This is a genomic window from Microbacterium pratiae, from assembly GCF_047302165.1.
Taxonomy (GTDB): domain Bacteria; phylum Actinomycetota; class Actinomycetes; order Actinomycetales; family Microbacteriaceae; genus Microbacterium.
Genome location: NZ_CP154843.1, coordinates 1,053,483 through 1,074,625, shown reverse-complemented (window position 1 = coordinate 1,074,625; position 21,143 = coordinate 1,053,483). Strand labels below are relative to the sequence as shown.

At 71.9% G+C, this 21,143-nt stretch carries 20 protein-coding genes and 1 riboswitch; of the genes, 8 read left to right on the top strand and 12 right to left on the bottom strand.

What is annotated here, in order from left to right:
* The 3 genes from AA0Y20_RS05045 to AA0Y20_RS05035 all read right to left on the bottom strand — a co-directional run bounded on the left by AA0Y20_RS05045 (position 1) and on the right by AA0Y20_RS05035 (position 2,947).
* Entirely contained in the window at positions 1-792 is a 792-nt protein-coding gene (locus AA0Y20_RS05045) for an energy-coupling factor transporter transmembrane component T family protein (RefSeq protein ID WP_412937833.1), read from the bottom strand.
* Positions 789-2,306: an ABC transporter ATP-binding protein gene (locus AA0Y20_RS05040; protein ID WP_412937832.1), complete on the bottom strand. Its 1,518-nt coding sequence runs from the start codon at positions 2,304-2,306 to the stop codon at positions 789-791. Before AA0Y20_RS05040 ends, AA0Y20_RS05045 begins: the two co-directional genes overlap by 4 nt.
* A gap of 2 nt (positions 2,307-2,308) precedes the next feature.
* Positions 2,309-2,947 (bottom strand): ECF transporter S component, encoded by a 639-nt coding sequence (locus AA0Y20_RS05035; protein ID WP_412937830.1) that lies wholly within the window; start codon positions 2,945-2,947, stop codon positions 2,309-2,311.
* A riboswitch (TPP riboswitch) is annotated at positions 2,940-3,049 on the bottom strand. (Overlaps the previous gene by 8 nt.)
* A 37-nt stretch (positions 3,050-3,086) precedes the next feature.
* Here AA0Y20_RS05035 and AA0Y20_RS05030 point away from each other — a divergent pair.
* A complete protein-coding gene (locus tag AA0Y20_RS05030) occupies positions 3,087-4,439 on the top strand; it encodes a D-alanyl-D-alanine carboxypeptidase family protein (RefSeq protein ID WP_412937829.1) in 1,353 nt (450 codons plus the stop codon).
* A 24-nt stretch (positions 4,440-4,463) separates the two neighbouring features.
* Here AA0Y20_RS05030 and AA0Y20_RS05025 read toward each other — a convergent pair whose 3' ends face one another.
* Positions 4,464-5,387, bottom strand: coding sequence for a DnaJ domain-containing protein (locus AA0Y20_RS05025; RefSeq protein ID WP_412937828.1), 924 nt, complete (start codon positions 5,385-5,387; stop codon positions 4,464-4,466).
* Between the two features lie 100 nt (positions 5,388-5,487).
* Positions 5,488-6,558 carry an enoyl-CoA hydratase/isomerase family protein gene (locus AA0Y20_RS05020; RefSeq protein ID WP_412937827.1) on the bottom strand — a complete coding sequence of 357 codons (1,071 nt, stop codon included), beginning with the start codon at positions 6,556-6,558 and terminating at the stop codon, positions 5,488-5,490.
* An 86-nt stretch (positions 6,559-6,644) separates the two neighbouring features.
* On the opposite strand from AA0Y20_RS05020, the gene AA0Y20_RS05015 reads away from it, so the two are divergent.
* A complete protein-coding gene (locus AA0Y20_RS05015; protein ID WP_412937826.1) occupies positions 6,645-7,577 on the top strand; it encodes an ATP-binding cassette domain-containing protein in 933 nt (310 codons plus the stop codon).
* Entirely contained in the window at positions 7,574-8,395 is an 822-nt protein-coding gene (locus tag AA0Y20_RS05010) for an ABC transporter permease (RefSeq protein WP_412937825.1), read from the top strand. Before AA0Y20_RS05015 ends, AA0Y20_RS05010 begins: the two co-directional genes overlap by 4 nt.
* Here the strand turns inward: AA0Y20_RS05010 and AA0Y20_RS05005 are convergent.
* The 6 genes from AA0Y20_RS05005 to AA0Y20_RS04980 all read right to left on the bottom strand — a co-directional run bounded on the left by AA0Y20_RS05005 (position 8,362) and on the right by AA0Y20_RS04980 (position 12,447).
* Positions 8,362-8,781 carry a hypothetical protein gene (locus AA0Y20_RS05005; RefSeq protein ID WP_412937824.1) on the bottom strand — a complete coding sequence of 140 codons (420 nt, stop codon included), beginning with the start codon at positions 8,779-8,781 and terminating at the stop codon, positions 8,362-8,364. The genes AA0Y20_RS05010 and AA0Y20_RS05005 overlap by 34 nt on opposite strands.
* 81 nt (positions 8,782-8,862) lie before the next feature.
* Positions 8,863-9,663, bottom strand: coding sequence for a uroporphyrinogen-III synthase (locus AA0Y20_RS05000; RefSeq protein WP_412937823.1), 801 nt, complete (start codon positions 9,661-9,663; stop codon positions 8,863-8,865).
* Between the two features lie 228 nt (positions 9,664-9,891).
* Complete coding sequence (locus AA0Y20_RS04995; RefSeq protein ID WP_412937822.1) at positions 9,892-10,158, bottom strand: hypothetical protein; 267 nt, start codon at positions 10,156-10,158, stop codon at positions 9,892-9,894.
* Positions 10,148-10,558, bottom strand: a complete 411-nt coding sequence (locus AA0Y20_RS04990) for a phage holin family protein (protein ID WP_023952744.1) — start codon at positions 10,556-10,558, stop codon at positions 10,148-10,150. The genes AA0Y20_RS04995 and AA0Y20_RS04990 overlap by 11 nt, the downstream gene beginning before the upstream one ends.
* A 1-nt stretch (position 10,559) precedes the next feature.
* Entirely contained in the window at positions 10,560-10,919 is a 360-nt protein-coding gene (locus tag AA0Y20_RS04985; RefSeq protein ID WP_112616169.1) for a hypothetical protein, read from the bottom strand.
* Between the two features lie 94 nt (positions 10,920-11,013).
* Positions 11,014-12,447: a protoporphyrinogen/coproporphyrinogen oxidase gene (locus AA0Y20_RS04980; protein ID WP_412937821.1), complete on the bottom strand. Its 1,434-nt coding sequence runs from the start codon at positions 12,445-12,447 to the stop codon at positions 11,014-11,016.
* Positions 12,448-12,454: 7 nt separating this feature from the next.
* On the opposite strand from AA0Y20_RS04980, the gene AA0Y20_RS04975 reads away from it, so the two are divergent.
* The 3 genes from AA0Y20_RS04975 to AA0Y20_RS04965 all read left to right on the top strand — a co-directional run bounded on the left by AA0Y20_RS04975 (position 12,455) and on the right by AA0Y20_RS04965 (position 17,115).
* Positions 12,455-12,853, top strand: coding sequence for a hypothetical protein (locus AA0Y20_RS04975; protein ID WP_412937820.1), 399 nt, complete (start codon positions 12,455-12,457; stop codon positions 12,851-12,853).
* Complete coding sequence (locus tag AA0Y20_RS04970; RefSeq protein ID WP_412937819.1) at positions 12,850-13,428, top strand: HhH-GPD-type base excision DNA repair protein; 579 nt, start codon at positions 12,850-12,852, stop codon at positions 13,426-13,428. Before AA0Y20_RS04975 ends, AA0Y20_RS04970 begins: the two co-directional genes overlap by 4 nt.
* Before the next feature lie 96 nt (positions 13,429-13,524).
* Positions 13,525-17,115 carry an endo-1,4-beta-xylanase gene (locus AA0Y20_RS04965; RefSeq protein WP_412937817.1) on the top strand — a complete coding sequence of 1,197 codons (3,591 nt, stop codon included), beginning with the start codon at positions 13,525-13,527 and terminating at the stop codon, positions 17,113-17,115.
* A 101-nt stretch (positions 17,116-17,216) separates the two neighbouring features.
* Here the strand turns inward: AA0Y20_RS04965 and AA0Y20_RS04960 are convergent, their stop codons facing one another.
* Entirely contained in the window at positions 17,217-18,605 is a 1,389-nt protein-coding gene (locus AA0Y20_RS04960) for a glycine--tRNA ligase (RefSeq protein WP_412937816.1), read from the bottom strand.
* A 140-nt stretch (positions 18,606-18,745) separates the two neighbouring features.
* Here AA0Y20_RS04960 and AA0Y20_RS04955 point away from each other — a divergent pair, with 140 nt between their 5' ends.
* Complete coding sequence (locus AA0Y20_RS04955) at positions 18,746-20,164, top strand: SPFH domain-containing protein (protein WP_412937814.1); 1,419 nt, start codon at positions 18,746-18,748, stop codon at positions 20,162-20,164.
* 153 nt (positions 20,165-20,317) lie between these two features.
* Complete coding sequence (locus AA0Y20_RS04950; protein ID WP_412937812.1) at positions 20,318-21,124, top strand: SDR family oxidoreductase; 807 nt, start codon at positions 20,318-20,320, stop codon at positions 21,122-21,124.
* Positions 21,125-21,143: the final 19 nt, after the last annotated feature.

Genomic DNA, 21,143 nt, shown 5'->3' with positions numbered 1-21,143 from the left:
TCAGGACGGGCCGAAGATCGGGTGGAAGGCGCCGACCGCGACCGACACCGCGATCGCCGTCGCTGAGATCGCGAGCCCGCCGACGATGATCGCGACGTCGGATGCCGCGAGCCGCGACTCTCGCGCCCACGTGCGGCGACCGGGCGCGCCGAAGGCCCGAGCCTCCATCGCGGTCGCGAGCGCGGAGCCACGCCGGATCGCCAACACGAGGAGGGCGAACGCCATGCCCAGCGTGCGCCGGAGCCGACCCGCGTCGGCGACGCCACGGGCACGGCGCGCGAGCGCGAGCGCACGCCAGTCCTCGGCGAGCAGGCCGAGCATCCGCATCCCCGCGAGCCCGCCGATGACGAACCGTGCCGGCAGCCTCAGGATCTGCGCGAGCCCGTCGGCGAGGTCGGTCGGGTCGACGGTGATGAACAGCACCACGGCGGGCAGGCCGATCGCCAGGACGCGGAGCGCCGCCGCGAGGCCGAGCGCGAGCGACCCTTCGCTGACATGCACGAACGCCCAGGAGAAGACCTCGGCTCCGCTCCGCTCCCCGTAGAGCGAGATCGTCACCGCGGCGGCGGGGGCGGCGATCCACAGCGGCAGTGTCCGCGCCCAGAACCGCCGCCACCCGACGCCCGACGCGAGCAGAATCGGCAGTTCGAGAAGCAGCGCGACGCCCGCGGAGACCGGGTCGATCGTGATGACGAGCGGCAACGCGATGAGGAGGGCCGCCAGCAGCTTCGCGACGGGATTGAGCGTGGCGACGCCGCGGGTCGGCGTCGCCACCGGCGCTGCCGACGTCATGCCGTCACCCCGGCCGGGGCCGCCAGCGAGAATCGGCGGGCCGCGAGCGCATCGAGCACGCCCTCGTCGTGGGTGATCGTGACGACACCGAGGGGCCCGCGGTCGTCGACGCCGTCGCGGAGGGCGGCGATGATCGCGACGAGCTCCGCCCACGTACGTGCGTCCTGCCCGTAGGTCGGCTCGTCGAGGACCACGATCCGGGGACGTGCCGCGAGCATGGCCGCGACGGTCAGGCGACGCTTCTCACCACCGGACAGCGTGTACGGATTGGCCGCGGCGAGCGAGGCGAGCCGCAGCCGCTCGAGCAGCTCGTCGACGCGCCCGGCGATCTCGCCCGCCGGCACCCCCAGGGCTCGGGGCCCGACCTCGAGCTCGTCGCGCACCGTGGAGCGGAGGATCTGATGCTCGGGCTCCTGCAGAACGGTTCCGATGCGCGTCAGCAGAGCGGTCGAGGTCCACGCCGCGGGGTCGCTGCGTCGCCGTCGCCGCGACCGACCCGCGAGCGAAGCGCCTGCCGTCAGGCCGTCCGCCGCGCTCACGGCGCCGCCCTGCGCGGGCAGCAGCCCGGCGAGCGTGAGCCCGAGTGTCGACTTGCCGGCGCCGTTCGGCCCGACGACACCGAGCACTTCACCCGCGCGCACATCGAGGTCGAGCGGTCCCGCGGCGGGCGAGGCGGCGGCGCGTCCGACGACGAGGCTGTCGGCCGACAGCAGGGTGTCGCCGGGCGAGGCCACCGGGCGCAGCGGGAGAAGCGGACGGATGCCGGGCACCCACACACCTGCCGCCGCGAGTTCCGGGCCCCGTTCGGTCAGCACCGTCCGCGGATCGCCGTCCGCGACGACACCGCCGCCGGGGGCGAGCACGATCACGCGGTCGACGAGCGGGAGCCACGCGTCGATCCGGTGCTCGATCACGACGAGGGTGGCCCCCGTGGCGTCGAGCGCTCGGGCGACGGCATCCCGCACGTCGATCACGCCCTCGGGATCGAGGTTCGCCGTGGGCTCGTCCAGGAGCACGGCGCCCGGCTGCATCGCGACGACGCCGGCGAGCGCGAGGCGCTGCTTCTGCCCACCCGACAGGGCCGCGGTCGAGCGATCGAGGGGAACATCGAGCCCGACGGCGTCGAGAGCAGCGCGCACCCGACGCCAGATCTCGTCGCGGGGCACACCGAGGTTCTCGCACCCGAAGGCGACGTCGTCACCCACCCGCGCGAGGATCGTCTGGCTGTCCGGGTCCTGGAGGACCAGCCCGACACGGCCCCGGGCATCGGATGCCGGCCGGCCGTCGACGAGGAGCGCACCCTCCTGTTCGCCCTCGTCCGCCCCCCCGAGGACGCCCGCGAGGCCCTGCAGCAGCGTCGACTTGCCCGACCCCGATGCCCCGAGCAGCAGGACGCGTTCACCGGCCTCGATCCGGAACGAGGTCTCACGCGCCGCCCACGCACGACGTGTCGCGTAGCGCCACCCCCATCCGCGGGCCTCGAGGGCCGCGGATCGCACCCCGGCGTCGCCCACCGTCAGACGCGGGTGGCGGCTTCGCGTCCGGCCGCGAATCGGCTGAGGGCTCCCGTCCGCGCGAGGGCGCGCGTGATGAGCCAGCCGCCGAGGCCGGCGATGACCGCTCCCGAGACCGTGGTCGAGGCGATGTAGACCGACGTGAACAGCGTGTCGGCACCGGGGTACCAGAGGATGCGGTCGTTGATGCCGCCCGCGAGACCGGCGCCGGCGCCCGCGAGGAGCGCGACCGGGAGACGCCACGACGCGTAGAGGAAGACCAGGAAGATCAGCTCCGCGCCGAGACCCTGGACGAGACCGGAGACGATCGTCAAGGGCCCCCACTGATTGCCGACGAGCGCGGAGATCACGGCAGCGAGCAGTTCGGTGTACAGCGCCGCGCCGGGCTTGCGGATGATGAGGCCGCCGAGCACGCCGGCGATGAGCCACGGCCCCGCGAGCAGGCCCTGCAGGCCGGGAAGCAGCGGCGTCAGCGCGGCCGACGGCCCCTGGTAGGCGACGTTCCACAGCAGGAACACCGCGGCGCACGCGACGCCGATGACGCTCGCGATGACGATGTCGACGACGCGCCAGCGGAAACGGCCGGGCGCTCGCCCCGGTCGACGACCGGTGGACTCGGTGGTGGACGCAGCAGTGTGCATTCTCTCTCCTCCCTGCGCCGGCATGATCCGGATCAGGTTCGACGGTCGAAGCGTGGATCGCTTCCTCTCAGCCCGGCTCACCGGACTCCCGTGGTTGTCGATGAAGTATATCGGCGCGCACGCGCTGTACGTTGGGCGGGTGACATCTCCCGACTCGCGCGTCGCCCTCGCGTGGGTCGACGACGATGCCGTTGCGAGCGGAAGCGGTCGTCGTGAGGCCGCCGCCTCCGCCGGCCCCTACGCGCTCGCTCACGCCGAGCTGCTCACCGAGCGCCCCCGACGCTCCGCGGCGCCGGCCGTGATCTCGACGCTGGCGGTGGTCCTCCTCGCCGCGGGCGGGTACACCGGCGCGACGCTGCTGTGGCCGCTGGATGCCGTCGCCCCCGACGTCCTGCCCGCCGCCATCACGGCTCCCGCCGCAGGCATCGCTCAGCCGGCCTGGCCCGCCGAGGGCGCCGGCGCCACCGCCGTCGGCGGCTTCTCGGCCGTGTCGGCGTCGTCGGGCGAACCGGAGTCGATCGCGAGCATCACCAAGCTCGTCACCGCGCTCGTGGTCCTCGACCGGATGCCGCTCGCCGAAGGCGATCAGGGACCGGAGTTCGCCTTCACCGCGGCCGACCGACGGGAGTACCGCGCGTACCTGGCCGACGACCAGTCGGCACTCGACGTGCCCGTCGACGGAGTGCTGACCCAGTACCAGCTGCTGCAGGGCGTGCTGATCGGTTCGGCCAACAACTACGCCGACCGTCTCGTGTTCGACCTCTGGCCCGACGAGGAGGCCTACGTCGAGGCGGCGAACGCCTGGCTGCAGGCGCACGACCTCGGCGGCGTCATCGTCGTCGATTCGAGCGGCATCGATCCGGAGAACACAGCCTCACCGGCATCCGTCATCGCCCTCGCCGAGACCGCGATGTCGAACCCGGTCATCGCGGGCATCGTGGCCCAGCGCTCCGTCGAGCTGCCGGGTGCCGGGTTCGTCGAGAACACGAACGCCCTGCTCGCCGATCCCGCCGTCGTCGGGGTGAAGACGGGCAGCCTGTTCGGCTCGTACAACCTCGTCGCAGCCGAAGACACCGACGTCGACGGGATCAACGTCCGCGTGTACGCGACCGCCCTCGACCAGCCCGACGACGAGACCCGCCACTCGGCGACGGCTGCGCTGCTCGATCGCACGATCGCCGAGATCGCTGCCTCCCCGTCCCTGCCCGCGGGAACCGTCGCCGGCACCGCGACGACCCTGTGGGGGGCGACGTCCGAGATCGTCACCGAGTCGGACGTCCGTGTGGCGCTCTGGAACACCCAGTCGTCTCAGGCTGCGGCGAGCGTCGAGGTCGGCGACGCGCGCGACGCGGGCGACCGAGCGGGCGAGCTGACCCTCACCGGACCGCTCGGCTCGGCGACGACGACGCTGCGCCTGACCGCGGACATCCCGGATCCCGACGTCTGGTGGCGCCTCAGCCACCCGCTGCAGCTGTGGGGCCTTGCGGGCTGACCCCCCGCCGCGCGAGCACGAACATCACACGAATCGCACCGTCTGCTGCAGGCGGGTGCGGACGTCGAAGAGCTCGTTGCCGCCGATCTCGCGTGCGCCGGCGACCCCGCGACGGAGCACCGTGGCCAACGCCGAACGTCCCACCACTGCGACCGCGAGACCGCGCACCCGGCCGAGCTCCTCAATGGCCTGCACGACGTCGTCGTCGGGCAGCACCACGATCGCGCCGCTGAACTTCACCCGGGCCGCGCGACTGAGGGCCCGCGCCCGATGCACGAGCGTCGCGATCGGCGAGTCGACGCCCTCGCCGATCAGCTCGCCGCGCCGCGTGCGGACGGGGGCGCCGAAGTCCTCCGACAGCACGGCGTACAGGCCCGAGGGACCGAGCACGACGTGGTCGAGCTTCACGTCGGGGTCGCGGGGGTCGGCGGCGACGTCGTGCCAGACCGTGTAGCCCATCCCGAGGTCGGCGACCACGCGCGCCGTCGCCTCCTCGGCGAGCGCATCGGCCAGCAGGCGTCTGATCTCGTGCGGCGCCGTGCGGACGAGGGCGGGGTCGTACGGATCGTCGAGAGGTGCGCCGCGGCCGACCCACTCCCGGATGAGGGTCAGATAGCGCTCACGGCGCCATCCGCCGGGCTGACCGAAGGAACGCGCCCGCGGTCGCGTGTCGGTGGGACGCTGCGGCGGCCGCCACGTCGCGGCGTCGGGCGAGAACGACGGGGCATCCGTGAAACCGTGACCGCGGTCGTACGCGGCGCGCGCCGCAGCGGTGCCCACGAGGTCCCAGGCGCGCTGCACCTGAACGAATTCCGCGGCATCCCCGCCGGTGTCGGGATGGGTCTGCCGGAGCCGCAGCCGGTAGGCGCGGCGAAGCTCCTCGTCGTCGGCGTCGGGCGCCACCCCGAGCACGTCGTACGCCGAGGCGGACAGCGGACTGTCGAACACGAACCCTCCCTCGCGCGTCGCGGCCCCGGGACGGCGCGGACGCACAGCATCCCGAGACTATTACCTCGCCGCGCACCGCGGCCCGGGCGGCCGGGGGAACTCAGTCAGTCCATAGGACGGGTGCGGGCTCGAAGGCGAAGGCCCGCGTGACGATGTCGGGGTCGAGCTCGTCGCGCGACGCCGGCGACCACGACGGCGCCCCGTCCTTGTCGACGAGTCGCGCCCGGATGCCCTCGACGAGGTCGGGCTGCGTCGTGGCGAACCACAGCACCAAGCCGTACTCCTGCGCCAGGACGGCTCGGAGCTCGTCGCGCTCGCGCGCCGCGCGGACGGCCGCGAGCGTCACGGCGAGAGCGGTCGGCGGGAGGGAGTCGAGCAGGTCGGCCGTGGCGCGGGCGTCCGCCTCGTCGCGCTCGCGCAGCCGCCCGATGATCTCCGCGACGGAGTCGGCGGAGAAGGCATCGTCGATCCACGCCCGCGCCGCCTCCAGCCGGGCGGGCCCCGCGGTCTCGTCGAACAGCAGGACGAGCTCGGTCGCCGTCTGCGGATCGGCACGGCTGACGAGGGCGTCGCGCAGGTCGTCGAGCCGGTCCGAGGGAACGAGGTGGTCGGCGAACCCGGCGTAGATCGCGTCGGCGGCGTCCATCGACTCGCCGGTCAGAGCGAGGTACTCCCCCACGCGTCCCGGCGCGCGGGCGAGCAGCAGGCTGCCGCCCACGTCGGGCGTGAAGCCGATCCGCACCTCGGGCATCGCGAGGCGCGACCGTTCGGTCACCACCCGCACCGCGGCATGACCGGCGAGCCCGATGCCGCCGCCCATGGTGACACCGTCGGCGAACACGACGACCGGCTTCGGGTACGACGCGATACGGGCGTTGAGCGCGTACTCGGCCCGGAAGAAGTGCGCGGTCTCGGCCACGTCGCCCGCGACGATCTGGTCGTACAGGCCGCGGACGTCGCCGCCGGCGCACAGCCCGCGCTCACCCGCCCCGTCGAGCAGGACGGCATCCACACCGGGGTCGCGCTCCCACGCGTCGAGAGCCGCGGAGAGGCTCTGGATCATGCCGAGGTCGAGCGCGTTGATGGCTCGCGGCCGGTCGAGCGTGAGGTGTCCGAGGGCGCGATCGACACGGGCCCGGACACGCGAATCGGATGCAGCGGCGTCGGTCACCCTCGCCACGCTACCGCCCGGAGTTCGCGGTGAACGCGGCGTGTCGGGCAGGATGGGAGCCGAACCACCCGGCGAGAGGGGGCGCGATGGCGGACGGACAGGTGCTGGAGTTCACCGACGTGGCCAAACGTTTCGGTCCCGTCGCGGCGGTCGACGGCCTGACGGCACGGGTCGAACCGGGCGTGGTCACGGGCTTCCTGGGCCCCAACGGCGCCGGCAAGACCACGACGCTGCGCATGCTCCTCGGCCTCATCTCGCCCACGTCGGGCTCCGCGACGATCGGCGGACAGCGCTACCGCGACCTGGAGCACCCGCTGCAGACCGTCGGCGCCGTCCTCGAGTCGTCGAGCTTCCACCCCGGCCGATCGGCTGCGGCGCACCTGCGGGTCTACGCCCACGCGGCGGGCATCGCCGCCTCCCGCGTCGACGATGCGCTCGGCATCGTCGGTCTCGGCGATGTCGCCGGGCGCAAGGTCGGCGGGTTCTCGCTCGGGATGCGGCAGCGCCTGGGTCTCGCTTACGCCCTGCTGGGCGACCCCGGGGTGCTGGTCCTCGACGAGCCGACGAACGGGCTCGACCCCGAAGGCATCCGCTGGATCCGCCGCTTCCTCCGCGACCTCGCCGCCGAGGGCCGCACCGTGCTGGTCTCGTCGCACCTGCTCGCCGAGGTCCAGCAGTCGGTCGACTCGCTCATGATCATCACGCGCGGACGCCTCGTCTACCAGGGCGGCATCGAGCACGTCGTCCCGCAGGACGAGATCGCGACCGTCGTCGACGCGGAGGACCGCGACGCGCTTCGTCGGGCCCTCTCCGAGGCGGGGTACGAGAGCGACGAACGTCGCACGGGTCTCGCCGTACGCGGTGCCGATGCCCCGACGGTCGGACGCATCGCCGCCGACGCCGGCATCGCTCTGATCGCCCTGCAGCGCAAGGGTCCGGCGTTCGAGGAGGTCTTCCTCGAGCTCGTCAGCGGTGCGCGCGTCCACCCGTCGGCCGAGAGCAGCGAGGAGACGCGATGAACCTCGTGAACGCGACCCGATCGGAACTGACGAAGCAGTTCTCCACCTCGGTCTGGTGGGTGCTCCTGATCGTCCTCGTCCTGTACATCGGCGGAACGGCCGGCGGCATGGCCGCCGTCTTCGCGGCGGGCGAGAACGGTTCCCTTCCCGGCACGACGTCGCTGCCCACCGGGCTCGGCGACCGGCTGCCGAGCCTCATCTACGGACTCGCGACCGCGATGGGATACGTCTTCCCCCTGGTCGTGGGGTCGCTGCTCGTGACCGGCGAGTATCGCCACAAGACCCTCACACCGACCTTCCTGGCCACGCCCCGACGCGGCGTCGCATTGTCGGCGAAGATGCTCGCGGGCGTCGTCATGGGCCTCGTCTTCGGCGTCGCGGCCGTCGGCTCGACGGTCGCCGCGGGCGGCGGGATGCTGGCGCTGTTCGGCGTCGACCCGCAACTGGGACGTCCCGAGACCTGGGCCTTCCTCGCGCGCATGCTGCTCGCCCTCGTGCTCTGGGTGCTCGTGGGCATCGCGCTCGGCACCCTCATCCGCAACCAGATCGCCGCGGTGGTCGGCATCCTCGCGTTCACCCAGTTCGTCGAGCCGATCGCTCGCGTGGGCGCGAGCATGGTCGAGGGACTCGCCGACGTCGTGCGCTTCCTCCCGGGGGCGGCGTCGGATGCGCTCGCGGGTGACAGCATCTACGCCGCGATGGGCGGAAGCGCCGGCCAGCCCCTGGAATGGTGGGCGGGCGGACTCGTGCTCGCCGGCTACGCGGTGGTGTTCGCCGTGATCGGCTACGCCGTGTCGTGGCGGCGCGACGTCGCCTGATCGACCAGGTCGACGACGTCGGCGGGCTCGTCCTCGACGTCGAGCCGCAGCGCCCGAACGAGCGCGACCCCGTGCCGGGTCGTCAGGATCAGGCGCTGGAACTCGTCGTCGCCCTCGAGGTCGACGACCACCGACGGCCGGCGACGTCGCACGAGCACGAAGTCGGTACCGCCCGCCGACTCGAAGGAGCCCGCCGCGATGACGGCGGGCACGAGAAGGCCCGGACGAGGCACACCGCGCAGCCACGACCACGCGTCGTCCGTCAGCTGGACGCGGACGATGTTCTCTCGCGAGACCGAGACATTCCGCTGCCGGAATGCCGCAGCACGCTCGGTCGCCAAGAGCACGACCTCGAGCTGTGCGGAGTCGAGCAGCAGGGTGACCATGCGATCCAGTCTGCCAGTCGCACACTCACGAAATGCTTACAGACCGGCAACGATCGTGGCCGGGGTCGTGTGCGGGTCTCGTCACGACGCGGGAGCGTCGGGTGCCGGTGACGGCTGACGTGCGATCGCCTCGATGAGCGAGGAGATGGTGGTCTCCGCGGCGACCACATCGACGCTGAGACCGAGCTTGCGCGCGTCGCGCGCCGTGCGCGGGCCGATAGCCGCGATCAGGGTCGTCGGCGGGAGCTCGGGGAACTGCTCGCTCACCTGCTCGGCGACCGAGCCGCTGGTGACGAGCACCGCGTTGATGCGCCCGCTCGCGACGTCCGCGGCGATGCGGTCGGTGACCGGGACGCCGACGGTCCGGTAGGCCACGACGCTGCGGACGTCGTGTCCGGCCTCGACGAGCATGCGCGTCAGCACGGGCTTGGCGACCTCGCTGCGCAGCGCGAGCACGCGCGTGGGTTCGGCCTCGATCGCGAGGATCTGCTCGGCGAGTCCCGCGGCCGAGTCGTCCTCGTCGGGAACCAGGTCGACGCGGTACCCGACGGCCGTCAGCGCGGCCGCCGTGGTCTCGCCGACGGCCGCCACACGCGTCTGCGCCGGGATCTCGGCGCGATAGGCGTACAGGACGTCGACGGTCGTCGCGCTGGTCAGGGTGATCCAGTCGAAGGCTCCGGCCGCGAGTTCGGCGAGTGCTCCCTCGAGGTCGGCCACGTCGGTCGTGGGCGCGAAATTCACGAGCGGCGCGATGACCGGCGTGGCTCCGTGGGAGCGGAGGAGAGCTGCGACCTGGTCGCCCCAGGGGCCCCCGCGGGGCACGAGCACACGCCACCCCCGAAGGGGCTTCTGCGGCTCGGCGGGGCCGGGATCGACATGCATATGGTGGCTCTCGTGAGGCGCGACCGCCCCCGGAAGAGCGGCCGACGCACGTTCCTTGTCCGGGCGGTGCAGGCCCGGATCCGCAACATCGGCAGCATCCGCTCCATTGCCGCTGCCTCGAGTCCGAGCATACTCCGCTACGGACGCGAGGCGGCGGCGGGAGGTATCGATCCGGACTCGGTTGACCGAGAACGGATCACCGCTCGCGCGATGTGCGAGCGGACGGGGTCAGCGGGCGATCAGCCGCGCGATGCCCCAGACCACGGCGCCCACGGCGACGGCGACGCCCACGGCTGCCGCGGTGGCACCGGCCGGGTTGCGCTGCGCATACGCACGCGCCTCGCGGCTTGCGCGGTCGGTCGCGATGACGGCCCGCTTGGGGAGGTTCGCCTTGTGCTCGATCGCGGCGAGCGCAGCCTTCAATTCAGCGCGCGCCTTCTCGACCGGGTCGGTGATGCCCAGCGGCACGGCGGTGTCGGGGACCTCAGAACTCATCGGCCACTTCCTTCACGATCTTGGCGTCGGTGGAGATCGCCTGAGCGGGGTTCTGTCGCGAGCTCAACCGCTTGAAGCGGAGGAGCCCGAGCACGGCGAACACGGCCGCGATGACGAGCAGAATGCCGATCACGATGAGCGACGCGGCCCACGCGGGCAGCCACGACGACAGACCGATGATCGCGAAGGCGCCGATCGCGGGGATGGTCCAGAAGAGGAAGAACAGGGCGACGATGAACCAGACGCCGCCGAGGCCGGCATCCTTTCCGGTCTTCTTCGCCCACGCCTTGGCCGAGTCGATCTCGGCGACGACGAGGTTGCGGACCAGTTCGGGAATCTCACCGATCAGGGTGAACAGGCTGTCGTCGGCGCGGTCGCGGAATCCGCGGGGCGTGCTCATCTCAGCTGTCCGCCACGGCGCTCGCGTCGGCGACCTTGCGTGCGTCACGCTCGGCGGCCTTGCGCACGTCGCCGGCAGCCTTCTCGCCCTCGGCGACAGCCGCGTCGAGCTTCTCACCGGGGGTACCGCTCTTGCTCGCGGCCTTCACGACCTTCTTCGCGCTGTCCCAGACGACGCTGGGGACGGCGAGAGCGGCGGACTTGCCGAGCTCGGTGACCTTGCCCACCTGCTTCTGCACGGGGTCGAGCTCCCAGACCTGCTGGGCCTTCTCTTTGATCTGCTCGTAGCGCTGACGCCCGGCGCGTGCCCCGAGCACGTAGCCCGCGGCGAGTCCGACGGCGATGCCAATCTTGCCCCTCATGGGGTCTCCTCACGTTCGACGTTGCTGCGTGGTCCCAGGCTATCGCCGTATGCCGCCTCAGGTATCCACTCCCGTAACCCGGCGGAGCCGACTATCATGCCGGATCGACCCCGTGCCACAGCACCGCGTGACGGGCGCGATCGGCCTCGGTGGCGGCGTCGGATGCGACACGCTCGAGGCTGTTTCCCGAGAGCCAGCCGCCGACGAGGGCGAGGCCGGGCAGCGACCGGGCTCGCTCGCGCACGGCATCCGCCGCCTCGGCGTGGCCGAGCAGCGTCCCGGGAGCCGCACGCGAGTAGGTCACGCGGGCTGCGGCGCGCACGGCATCCGCATCGACCGCGACGCCGAGCAGATCGGATGCCGCCTGACGCGCCGATGCGACGACCGCACCGTCATCCGCGTCCGTGTACGGCAGCGTGACGCGCAGCACCTCGTCGCCTTCGGGCAGCTGCTCGCGAAGCCCGCGCCACGTCTGCGAGACCGGACGCACCGAGGCCGGCGCCTCTCCTCCGCCGATCACGAGCGATCCGCGCGCGGGCAGCGTGACGCCGCGGAGGCGCAGCATGACCACATCGAGCGGGGCGGGGCGCGGCTCCGCGCTCGGCGGCAGATCGACGTGCGGGGCGAGCAGGGAGCGCGCGGCATCTTCGTCACACGCCATCACCAGCAGGTCGGCGGAGAGCGGGGCGGTCTCCTCGCCCGCGGCCTCGACGATCCAGGTCCGGCCGTCGCGGCCGATCGTGATGACGCGGGCGCCCGTGCGCACGTCCACGTCGTAGTCGGCGAGCCGGGCGACGAGACCGTCGATCAGCCGGTGGAGCCCGCCGCGCGGGGCGCGGCGCTCGGGTGGGGCCGATCGCACCGTCTGGGCGACGGCGCCGCTGAGCGAGCCGGTGCGCGTGAGGGCGGGGTTCAGGCCTGGAGCCGCGGCGTCGACGTCGATGAACTCCGGGGCGACGCCGTGAACGGCGAGGACGTAGGGCGCGACGAGCCGGTCGCGCACGCGCTCTCCCATGCGCGACTCGACGAGCTCGCCGAGGCTGCGGCGGCGGCCGACGGTGAGCGGCGGCCGCAGGCGGTCGAGGTACGCCCGCCACGCCCCGCGCATCTCGATGTGGCGACGCACGTCTTCGGCCCACGGATTCGCGGGGATGCCGAGCACGGTCTCGGCGGGAGCGGGCGCCGCGCCCTTCGGACCCGCGGCGAGCCAGAGCCGGTCGTCGCGCGCCGTCTCGACCTCGCCGGCCAGCCCGACCTCGTCGATGAGTGCAGCTATGGTCTTCGACGTCGCCGGGTACGCATCCGCCGCGGCGTCCACCGTGATGTCGCCGAGGACGACCCGGTCGAGCGAACCGCCCGCGTGCGGGCCGGCCTCGAGCAGCGTCACCGTCAGACCGAGCCGCGCGCACTCCAGCGCGGCGACGAGCCCGGCGATGCCCCCGCCCACCACGACGACGCGGGTGTCCTGGGCGTGCGTCACGAGATCCGTCATCCCTCCATCCTGCCGCCTCGCGGTCGATGAGAGCATGGATGCCATGAGCCTGCGCCGGCCGCCCCGAGACCCGCGATGGGACGACGACGTCCGTGAGGCGATGAAAGGTCGATCGAACTTCACCGTGAACGCACCGATCACGCTGATCGCCGCCTGCCTCTGGGACTGCGGCGAGGACGAGCTCGCCGATCGTGCGCTCGCGATGAGCCCCGACGACCACGCGGCCATTCTGCGCATCGCCGCCGTCTACGAGGATCCGCGCTACCCGCTTCCGGTCGAAGGACAGAACATCACGCACCGGCATGTCAACGCCCTCGCGGCGATCGCCTATTTCGAGGGCCGACTGCGGCCGCTCGCGCGCAACCGGAGCCGCCCGCGCAGCGCACGACCGGCCCGGTTCGACACGCATCCCCCCGCCCCGCACCACGAAGGAGAGGCATGAGCCTGCACATCACCGACGACGCCGACGCCGATCGGCTGCTGACCGAGAATCCGCTCGCCCTCCTGATCGGGATGCTGCTCGACCAGCAGATCGCGATGGAGACGGCCTTCACGGGACCGCTGAAGATCCGCGAGCGAGCGGGCGCCGTCGACGCCGCGACGATCGCCGGCTACGACCCCGAGGAGTTCGTCGAGGTCTTCCGGCAGACGCCGGCCGTTCACCGGTTCCCCGGGTCGATGGCGGGCCGCGTCCAGACCCTCTGCCAGACGATCGTCGACGACTGGGGCGGCGATGCCGCGGCGATCTGGACCTCCGGCGACCCGGATGGAGCGACCGTGCTGAAGCGGCTCAAGGCGTTGCCCGGGTTCGGAGAGCAGAAGGCGAAGATCTTCCTCGCTCTGCTCGGCAAGCAGTACGGCTTCACCGGATCCGGTTGGCGCGAGGCGGCCGGCTCCTACGGTGACGAGGGCTCGTTCCGCTCGGTGGCCGACATCGTCTCTCCCGAGTCGCTGACGAAGGTGCGCGAGTACAAGCGCGCCGCGAAGGCGGCCGCGAAGGGCGCAGCGAGCTCCTGATCAGCGCGGTTTTCGAAAAAGCTGGCGGAAAGCGGCGGATATGTTTGAGTAGTCGACATTCCGTTCCCCCGGTCTGCGCAAAGGAGCGCTTGAACCATGCGAATTCGTCGACCCCGAATACTGGCAGCCGCGGCGACCGCGGCCCTCGCCGCACCGTTACTCGTCGCGACGGGAGCCACCGCCGCCCCCACCGCAACACGCACCGTCGTCGCCAACGACTTCTCCGCGCCGACGCTCGGCGACGCGCTCACGCAGAGCGGCGGTGACGGCTCGACCCTCGACTTCGCCGACGGAGCCCTCGTGGTGCAAGGCCGCGACGCCGACTACGTCGGCATTCAGACGGCGCCGGGGGTCCTCGAACCCGAGACGACCTACACCGTGAGCGCCCGCGTCCGGCTCGCGCCCGGCACACCCGACACCCAGGCGCGCTGGGTCGGAGTGCCCGGGTACACGTGGATCGGTGACACGACGGTCTCCGCCGACGACTGGACGACGGTCACCGGCACCTGGACGTCGCCCGCGACCACGGAGGCCGTCAGGCTCTACCTCGGCACCGCCGACATCGCGGATGCCGCGCCCTACACGTACCTCGTGGACGACGTCACGATCACCGCCCCGGACGGCGACCCGGGCACGGATCCGGGCACGGCACCCCAGACCCCCGGCACCGTGCTGATCGAGAGCACGTTCGACGACGGCGCCCTCGGCGCCTGGCTGCCTCGCGTCGGTTCGAGCGGCGCCGGCCCGACCGTCCAGGTCGTGCCGGGCGGAGCCGACGAATCGTCGCACGCGGCTCTCGTCACCGACCGGACGCACGAAGGCGACGGCATCCTCCTGGATGCCACCGACACCCTGCTCGCAGGACAGACCTACGCGTTCTCGGCGGCCCTGCGCTTCGCGCCCGGCGCGGACCCCGGCCAGGGCCTCACCGTCTCGATGCGCACCGACGACGGCGGCACGGTCACCTACACCAACCTGCTGCAGGCCGAGAGCGTCTCGGCAACCGGATGGACGACCGTGGCCGGCAACATCACCATCCCCGGTTACGACGCCGCGGCCGAGCTCTACATCGAGGCCCGCTACAACTCGGGAAACACCTCACCCTTCCTCGTCGACCAGATCCGGATCGCGGTGCCCGAGACCGGCGCAGGCGACCTCGATCTCACGCCGCTGAAGGACACGACCGACTTCCCCGTCGGCGTCGCGGTCGACCAGCGCGAGACCAGCGGAGCGGCATCCGACCTGCTCCGGCACCACTTCGACCAGATCACGCCCGAGAACCACATGAAGGTCGAGGCCTGGTACGACGACCAGCAGCGGTTCCAGCGCCACCCGCAGGCCACCGCTCTGCTCGACTACGCGGCCGCGAACGACCTGCGCCTCTACGGGCACGTGCTGCTGTGGCACGCTCAGACCCCCGACTGGTTCTTCCAGGATGCGTCGGGGCGCGAGCTGACCGACGCCCCGGCCGACAAGCAGCTACTGCGCGACCGGCTCGCCACGCACATCGACGATGTCGCACGGTCGATCGCCGACGACTACGGCCTGTTCGGGTCCGAGACCAACCCGCTCGTCGCGTGGGACGTCGTCAACGAGGTCATCTCCGACCAGGCGACGCCCGACGGCCTGCGGACCAGCCGGTGGCACGACATCCTCGGCGAGGAGTTCATCCACCTCGCCTTCCAGCTCGCCGACCAGGCGTTCAACCGCGACTACGCGGCCCCGGGCTCGGATCGCCCCGTGAAGCTGTTCATCAACGACTACAACACCGAGCAGGACGCCAAAGGAACGCAGTACGAGGCCCTCATCCGCCGGATGCTGGATGCCGGGACGCCGCTCGACGGGGTGGGCCACCAGTTCCACGTCTCGATCAACACCCCCGTCAGCGCTCTCGAGAACACGCTCGACCGGTTCGCCGGTCTCGGCCTCATGCAGGCGGTCACCGAGCTCGACGTCACGGTCAACCCCGCCACGGACGCGAACATCGCACGGCAGGGCTACTACTACCACGACGCGTTCGAGATTTTCCGCGAGTACCACGCCGGGGCGCCGGCATCCGAGGGGCTCTACTCGGTCACCGTCTGGGGTCTCACCGACGCGCGCTCGTGGCGCTCGGAGCAGGCGCCGCTCCTGTTCGCGAGCGACCTCGGCGCCAAGCCCGCGTTCTACGGCGCGATCGGCCAGGACGACGGCCTGCCGCCGCTCGTGACGACCGCGGATGTGTTCCGCGGCGACGTCGACCTCGACGGGGCGATCGTCGATTCCCCCGCGTGGCGCAACCTGCCCGAGCATCCGCTCACCGGCGACGCCGGCGGCTTCCAGACGCGCTGGAGCGACGACCATCTCACGCTGCTCGTCCGGTCGAACGTACGGCCGGAACGGATCGAGTTCACGTACGGCGACGACCAGGCCGTCTTCGGCACCGGCGGCGACCTCGCAGGACGGACCGTCGAGGCCGAGGGCGCGTTCTCCTCCGTCGTCCGGCTGCCGCACCCGGCGACCCCGACCGTCGGATCCACCGCCGCATTCGACGTCCGCGTATTCGGTGCCGACGGCCTCGCCGGATCGTGGAACTCGGCGGGAGCGACGGGCCAGCTGACCTTCTACGAGGAGCTGTCGTACCTCGAGATCCCCCGGACCGACGAGATCACGGCCGACACGGTCGACGCGGTCGTGGACGACGCCTGGGCGGCCGCTCCGCGGATCGCGACCGCCAAGCGGGTCGAGGGCGACGCCGCCGGCGCCACCGCGACGGTTCGCGCGCTCTGGCGCGACAACGTGCTCCACACGCTGTTCGAGGTCGTCGACCCCGAGATCGACACGTCGAACAGCGATCCGTGGAACCGCGACGGCGTCGAGATCTTCCTCGACCTCGGCAACACGAAGAGCGGCGCTTACGGCCCCAACGACACGCAGATCCGCATCACGGTCGACGGCGACGTCACCTTCGGGACCGGCAACGAGGCACTCCAGCGCTCACGGCTGCTGGCGAGCGCGACCACCCGCACCGACGACGGCTACATCGTCGAGGCGGCGATCGACCTCGTCGGCCAGTCGGGCGGACAGAGCGACGTTCCGCTCGGTGGCGCGGGCACCTTCCAGGGCTTCGACGCGCAGGTCAACGACGCCCGCGGCGGCTCGCGCTTCGCCGTGCACACGTGGGCCGAGCCGACCGGCACCGGCTACCAGACCACGTCGCGATGGGGTGTCATCCGCCTCGCAGAGGCCGCGACCGAGCCCGGAGAGCCCGGAGAACCGGGTGAGCCCGGTGTGTGGGCGACGGTCGACATCGGCGACGGCCGCGTCGCGCAGGGCGGCTCGCTGCCCGTACGGGTCACCGGCCTCGAGCCGCAGCAGCAGATCGGAGCCACGCTCTACAGCGATCCCATCGTCGTCAGCGGCATCCCCGCGGCCGACGCTTCGGGCGACGTGCGCTTCGCCGTCTCGATCCCCCGCGACCTCCCGACCGGAGAGCACACGCTCGTGGTCACGTCGCCCGGGTTCGACGACATCCGCGTGGCCGTGACGGTCGTGAGCGCGGCCGGCGGCGCCGCGGGCGGCACGGCCAGCCGCGGCGGCCTCAGCGCGACCGGCGGCGAGCTGCCGTGGGGCGCCGCGCTCGCGGCCGCGGTGCTTCTGACGGCGGGCGGGCTGTTCATGGCGCTGCGGCGACGACGCACCCCCTGACCCGCGAGCGCGAACCTCGGAGAAAAGCGCGAACCTCGGAGTCCATCGCAGGATGGCTCCGAGGTTCGCGTCGTTCTCCGCCCGCAGGCGCGTCAGGCGCGTCAGGCGCCGCGCAGGCGCTCGGCGAGGTAGCCCTCGAGCGCGTCGAGCGCGATGCGCTCCTGCGCCATCGTGTCGCGGTCGCGCACGGTGACGGCGCGGTCGTCGAGCGAGTCGAAGTCGACGGTGACGCAGAACGGCGTGCCGACCTCGTCCTGACGACGGTAGCGACGGCCGATCGCGCCCGCATCGTCGAAGTCGATGTTCCAGCCGCGGCCGCGCAGCGTGTCGGCGACCTCGCGCGCCAGCGGCGAGAGACGCTCGTTGCGGCTGAGGGGCAGCACGGCTACCTTGACGGGCGCCAGGCGCGGGTCGAGGCGCAGCACGGTGCGGGTGTCGACGCCGCCCTTCGCGTTGGGCACCTCTTCTTCGTCGTACGCGTCGACGAGGAAGGCCATCATGGCCCGCGTCAGACCGAACGAGGGCTCGATGACGTACGGCGTGTACTTCTCGCCGGATGCCTGGTCGAAGTAGGTCAGCGACTGACCGGATGCCTCGGAGTGGCTGCCCAGGTCGTAGTCGGTGCGGTTCGCGACGCCCATGAGCTCGCCCCACTCCTTGCCCGGGAACCCGAAGCGGTACTCGACGTCGATCGTGCCGGCGGAGTAGTGGGCACGGTCGTCCTCCGGAACGTCGAAGCGCCGCATGTTGTCGGCGTCGATGCCCAGCTCGGTGAACCAGTTCCAGCAGGCCTCGACCCAGTGCTCGAACCACTCCTGCGCCTCGGCGGGCGGCGTGAAGAACTCGATCTCCATCTGCTCGAACTCGCGGGTGCGGAAGATGAAGTTGCCCGGCGTGATCTCGTTGCGGAACGCCTTGCCGACCTGGCCGATGCCGAACGGCGGCTTCTTGCGGCTCGCCGTCAGCACGTTCGAGAAGTTGACGAAGATGCCCTGCGCGGTCTCGGGGCGGAGGAAGTACAGGCCGGTCTCGTCGTCGACGACACCGAGGTAGGTCTTCACGAGGCCCGAGAACGACTTGGGCTCGGTGTACTGGCCCTTCGTGCCGCAGTTCGGGCACGGGACGTCGCCGAGGCCGTTCTCGGCCTTGCGTCCCTTGCGCGCCTCGAAGTCCTCGATGAGGGTGTCCTCGCGGAAGCGCTTGTGGCACTGCAGGCACTCGACCAGGGGGTCGGTGAAGGTCGCGACGTGGCCGGAGGCCTCCCAGACGCGCTTGGGCAGGATGATCGACGAGTCGAGACCGACCATGTCGCCGCGGCCGCGCACGAACGTCTGCCACCACTGGCGACGGATGTTCTCCTTGAGCTCGGTGCCGAGGGGGCCGTAGTCCCACGCGGAGCGCGAACCGCCGTAGATCTCCCCCGCCTGGAAGACGAACCCGCGATGGCGGGCGAGGGCGATGACTTTGTCGAGGCGGGACTGCTCGGCCACAGGTGGCTCCTCATGGTCGTTTTCGGGATGCGCGAACGGCGCGGATGCCGCAGACAACGGCATCCTCGATTCTAGTCGCGCCGGGCGGGCCGACCCCGATACGGTCGAAGCACACATCGTTACGCACGGGAAAGGTCAGCATGGAAGCTCTATTCGCCGGAGGCGCGCTCGTGATCGGCGGCATCGCCGTGGTCGCCGTCATCATCCTTCTGATCTTCCTGCTGATCATGGTGCGGGCCTGGTACAAGGTCGCCAAGGCCGACCAGGCGCTCGTCGTCGTCGGACGCAACCAGAAGAACGCGGCGGGCGACTCCTCGCGCATCTCGATCATCACGGGCGGCGGTGCCCTCGTGAACCCGCTGACGCAGCGCGCCGAGATGATCTCGCTGCGCGCGCGGCAGATCAAGATGGAGCCCACGGCGCAGGCATCCAACGGCGTCACCGTCTCGGTGGCGGGCGTCGCTCTCGTGAAGATCGGCTCGGACCCCGAGTTCGTCCGCCGCGCCGCCGAGCGCTTCCTGTCGCAGGACGGCGCCATCGAGCAGTTCACGACCGAGCAGCTCGAGGGCGCGCTCCGCGGCGTCGTCGCGACCCTGACCGTCGAGCAGCTCATGAAGGACCGGCAGAAGCTGTCGGACCAGATCGCCGAAGGCATCAAGAGCGACCTGCTCGCCCAGGGCCTCATCCTCGACTCGTTCCAGATCCAGGGCATCACCGACAAGAACGGCTACATCGACGCCCTCGGCGCGACCGAGGTCGAGCGTGTGCGTCGCGAGGCGGACGTCGCCCGCATCAACGCCGCCCGCGAGGTGCGCGCCCGTCAGCTCGCGACCGACGAGGCGAACCTGATCGAGCAGACCGCGTACGACAAGAACTCCGCCGCCGCCTCCGCCGAGGTCGGCCGTGCGCGCGCCGAGGCCGAGCAGGCCGAGGCCCTCGCCCGCGCGCAGCGCGAGCAGGACGTGCTGCTGCAGGCCGCCGAGAACCGGCAGGCCCAGCTCGACGCCGACATCAAGAAGGTCGCCGACGCCTCGCTCTACGAGCGCCAGCGCAAGGCCGACGCCGACGCGTACGCCGAGGTGAAGGCCGCAGAGGCCCGCGCGCAGATCGCCGCCCAGGAGGCCGAGGCCACCCGCCTGCGCGCCCAGGCCGAGGCCGACGCCGTGCGCCTGGCCGGTGAGGCCCGCGCCGAGGCGATCGAGGCCGAGGCCGCCGCCATCGCCCAGAACCAGGAGGCGCTGCTCGCCCAGCGCGCGATCGAGGCTCTCGTGCCGCTCATGACCGAGTTCGCCCGCGGCTTCGACAAGGTCGGGTCGATCACGGTGCTCGGCGGCGACGGCGCGTCGAGCCACATCGCCTCGGAGAGCGCGTCGAGCATGCGCGCCACCTTCGACGCGGTGCAGGCGACGACCGGCATCGACCTGCGTCAGATCATCCAGGGTCAGGCAACCGGCCGCGGCGTCGCCCAGGGCCTGCGCGCCGACGACGCCGCCGCGGCGCCGGCGCCGACTCCGGCTGCTGCTCCGGCTCCGGCTCCGGAGGGCACCTCCGCGGAGTGACGCCGCGCTAACTCCTCAGATCCGACGACGCCCCGTCTCACCTCTCACGTGAAGACGGGGCGTCGTCGTTCGCGGGCCCGCGGATCCGAGGAGTTGCCGCGCGGGCTTGTCAACCGGGTGCGGCGCGGTGGCGCCGGTTCGTAGCGTCAGGGCATGACGTTCACTCCTCGCCGTGCCATCGTGACCGCTTCCGACTCGGGGATCGGCCGCGCGACCGCCCTCGCCCTCGCCGACGCCGGCATGGACGTCGGCGTCACGTGGCATTCCGACGAGGAGGGCGCCAACGAGACCGCTGAAGGTGTGCGCGCCCGCGGACGCAAGGCCGTCGTCGCGCAGTTCGACGCGACCGAGTTCGACCAGGTCCCGGGCGTCATCGAGCACCTCGCCTCGGAGCTCGGCGGCCTCGACGTATTCGTCAACAACGCCGGCGGCGGCACCGGCGGCCCCGTGCTCGACCTCGACCTCGACGGCTGGCGCACGGTCGTCGCGCTCAACCTCGACGGCGCCTTCCTCGGCATGCAGACCGCCGCGAAGCTCATGGCGGATGCCGGCGACGGCGGCCGCATCATCGCGGTCACGAGCGTCCACGGGTCGCAGCCGCGCGTCGGCTCGGCCGCCTACGTCGCCTCGAAGCACGGCCTCGAGGGGCTCGTGAAGACGATGGCGCAGGAGCTCGGACCTCGCGACATCACCGTCAACTCCGTCGCCCCCGGCGAGATCGCGACGCCCATCAACGACATGGAGGGCGACGAGGCCGAGAAGACGCACCGCCCTGGCATCCCGATCCCGCGTCCGGGCAAGCCCGAGGAGATCGCCGCGGTCGTGGCGTTCCTCGCGTCGCCGGCCTCGTCGTACGTCACCGGCGCGACGTGGGTCGTCGACGGCGGGATGCTTCAGATGGGGCCGCAGGCCGGCTCGCACATGGAGTCCGACGACTGGCGCGACGCCGGCGCCGAGTAACCGCGCCCACACACCCCGA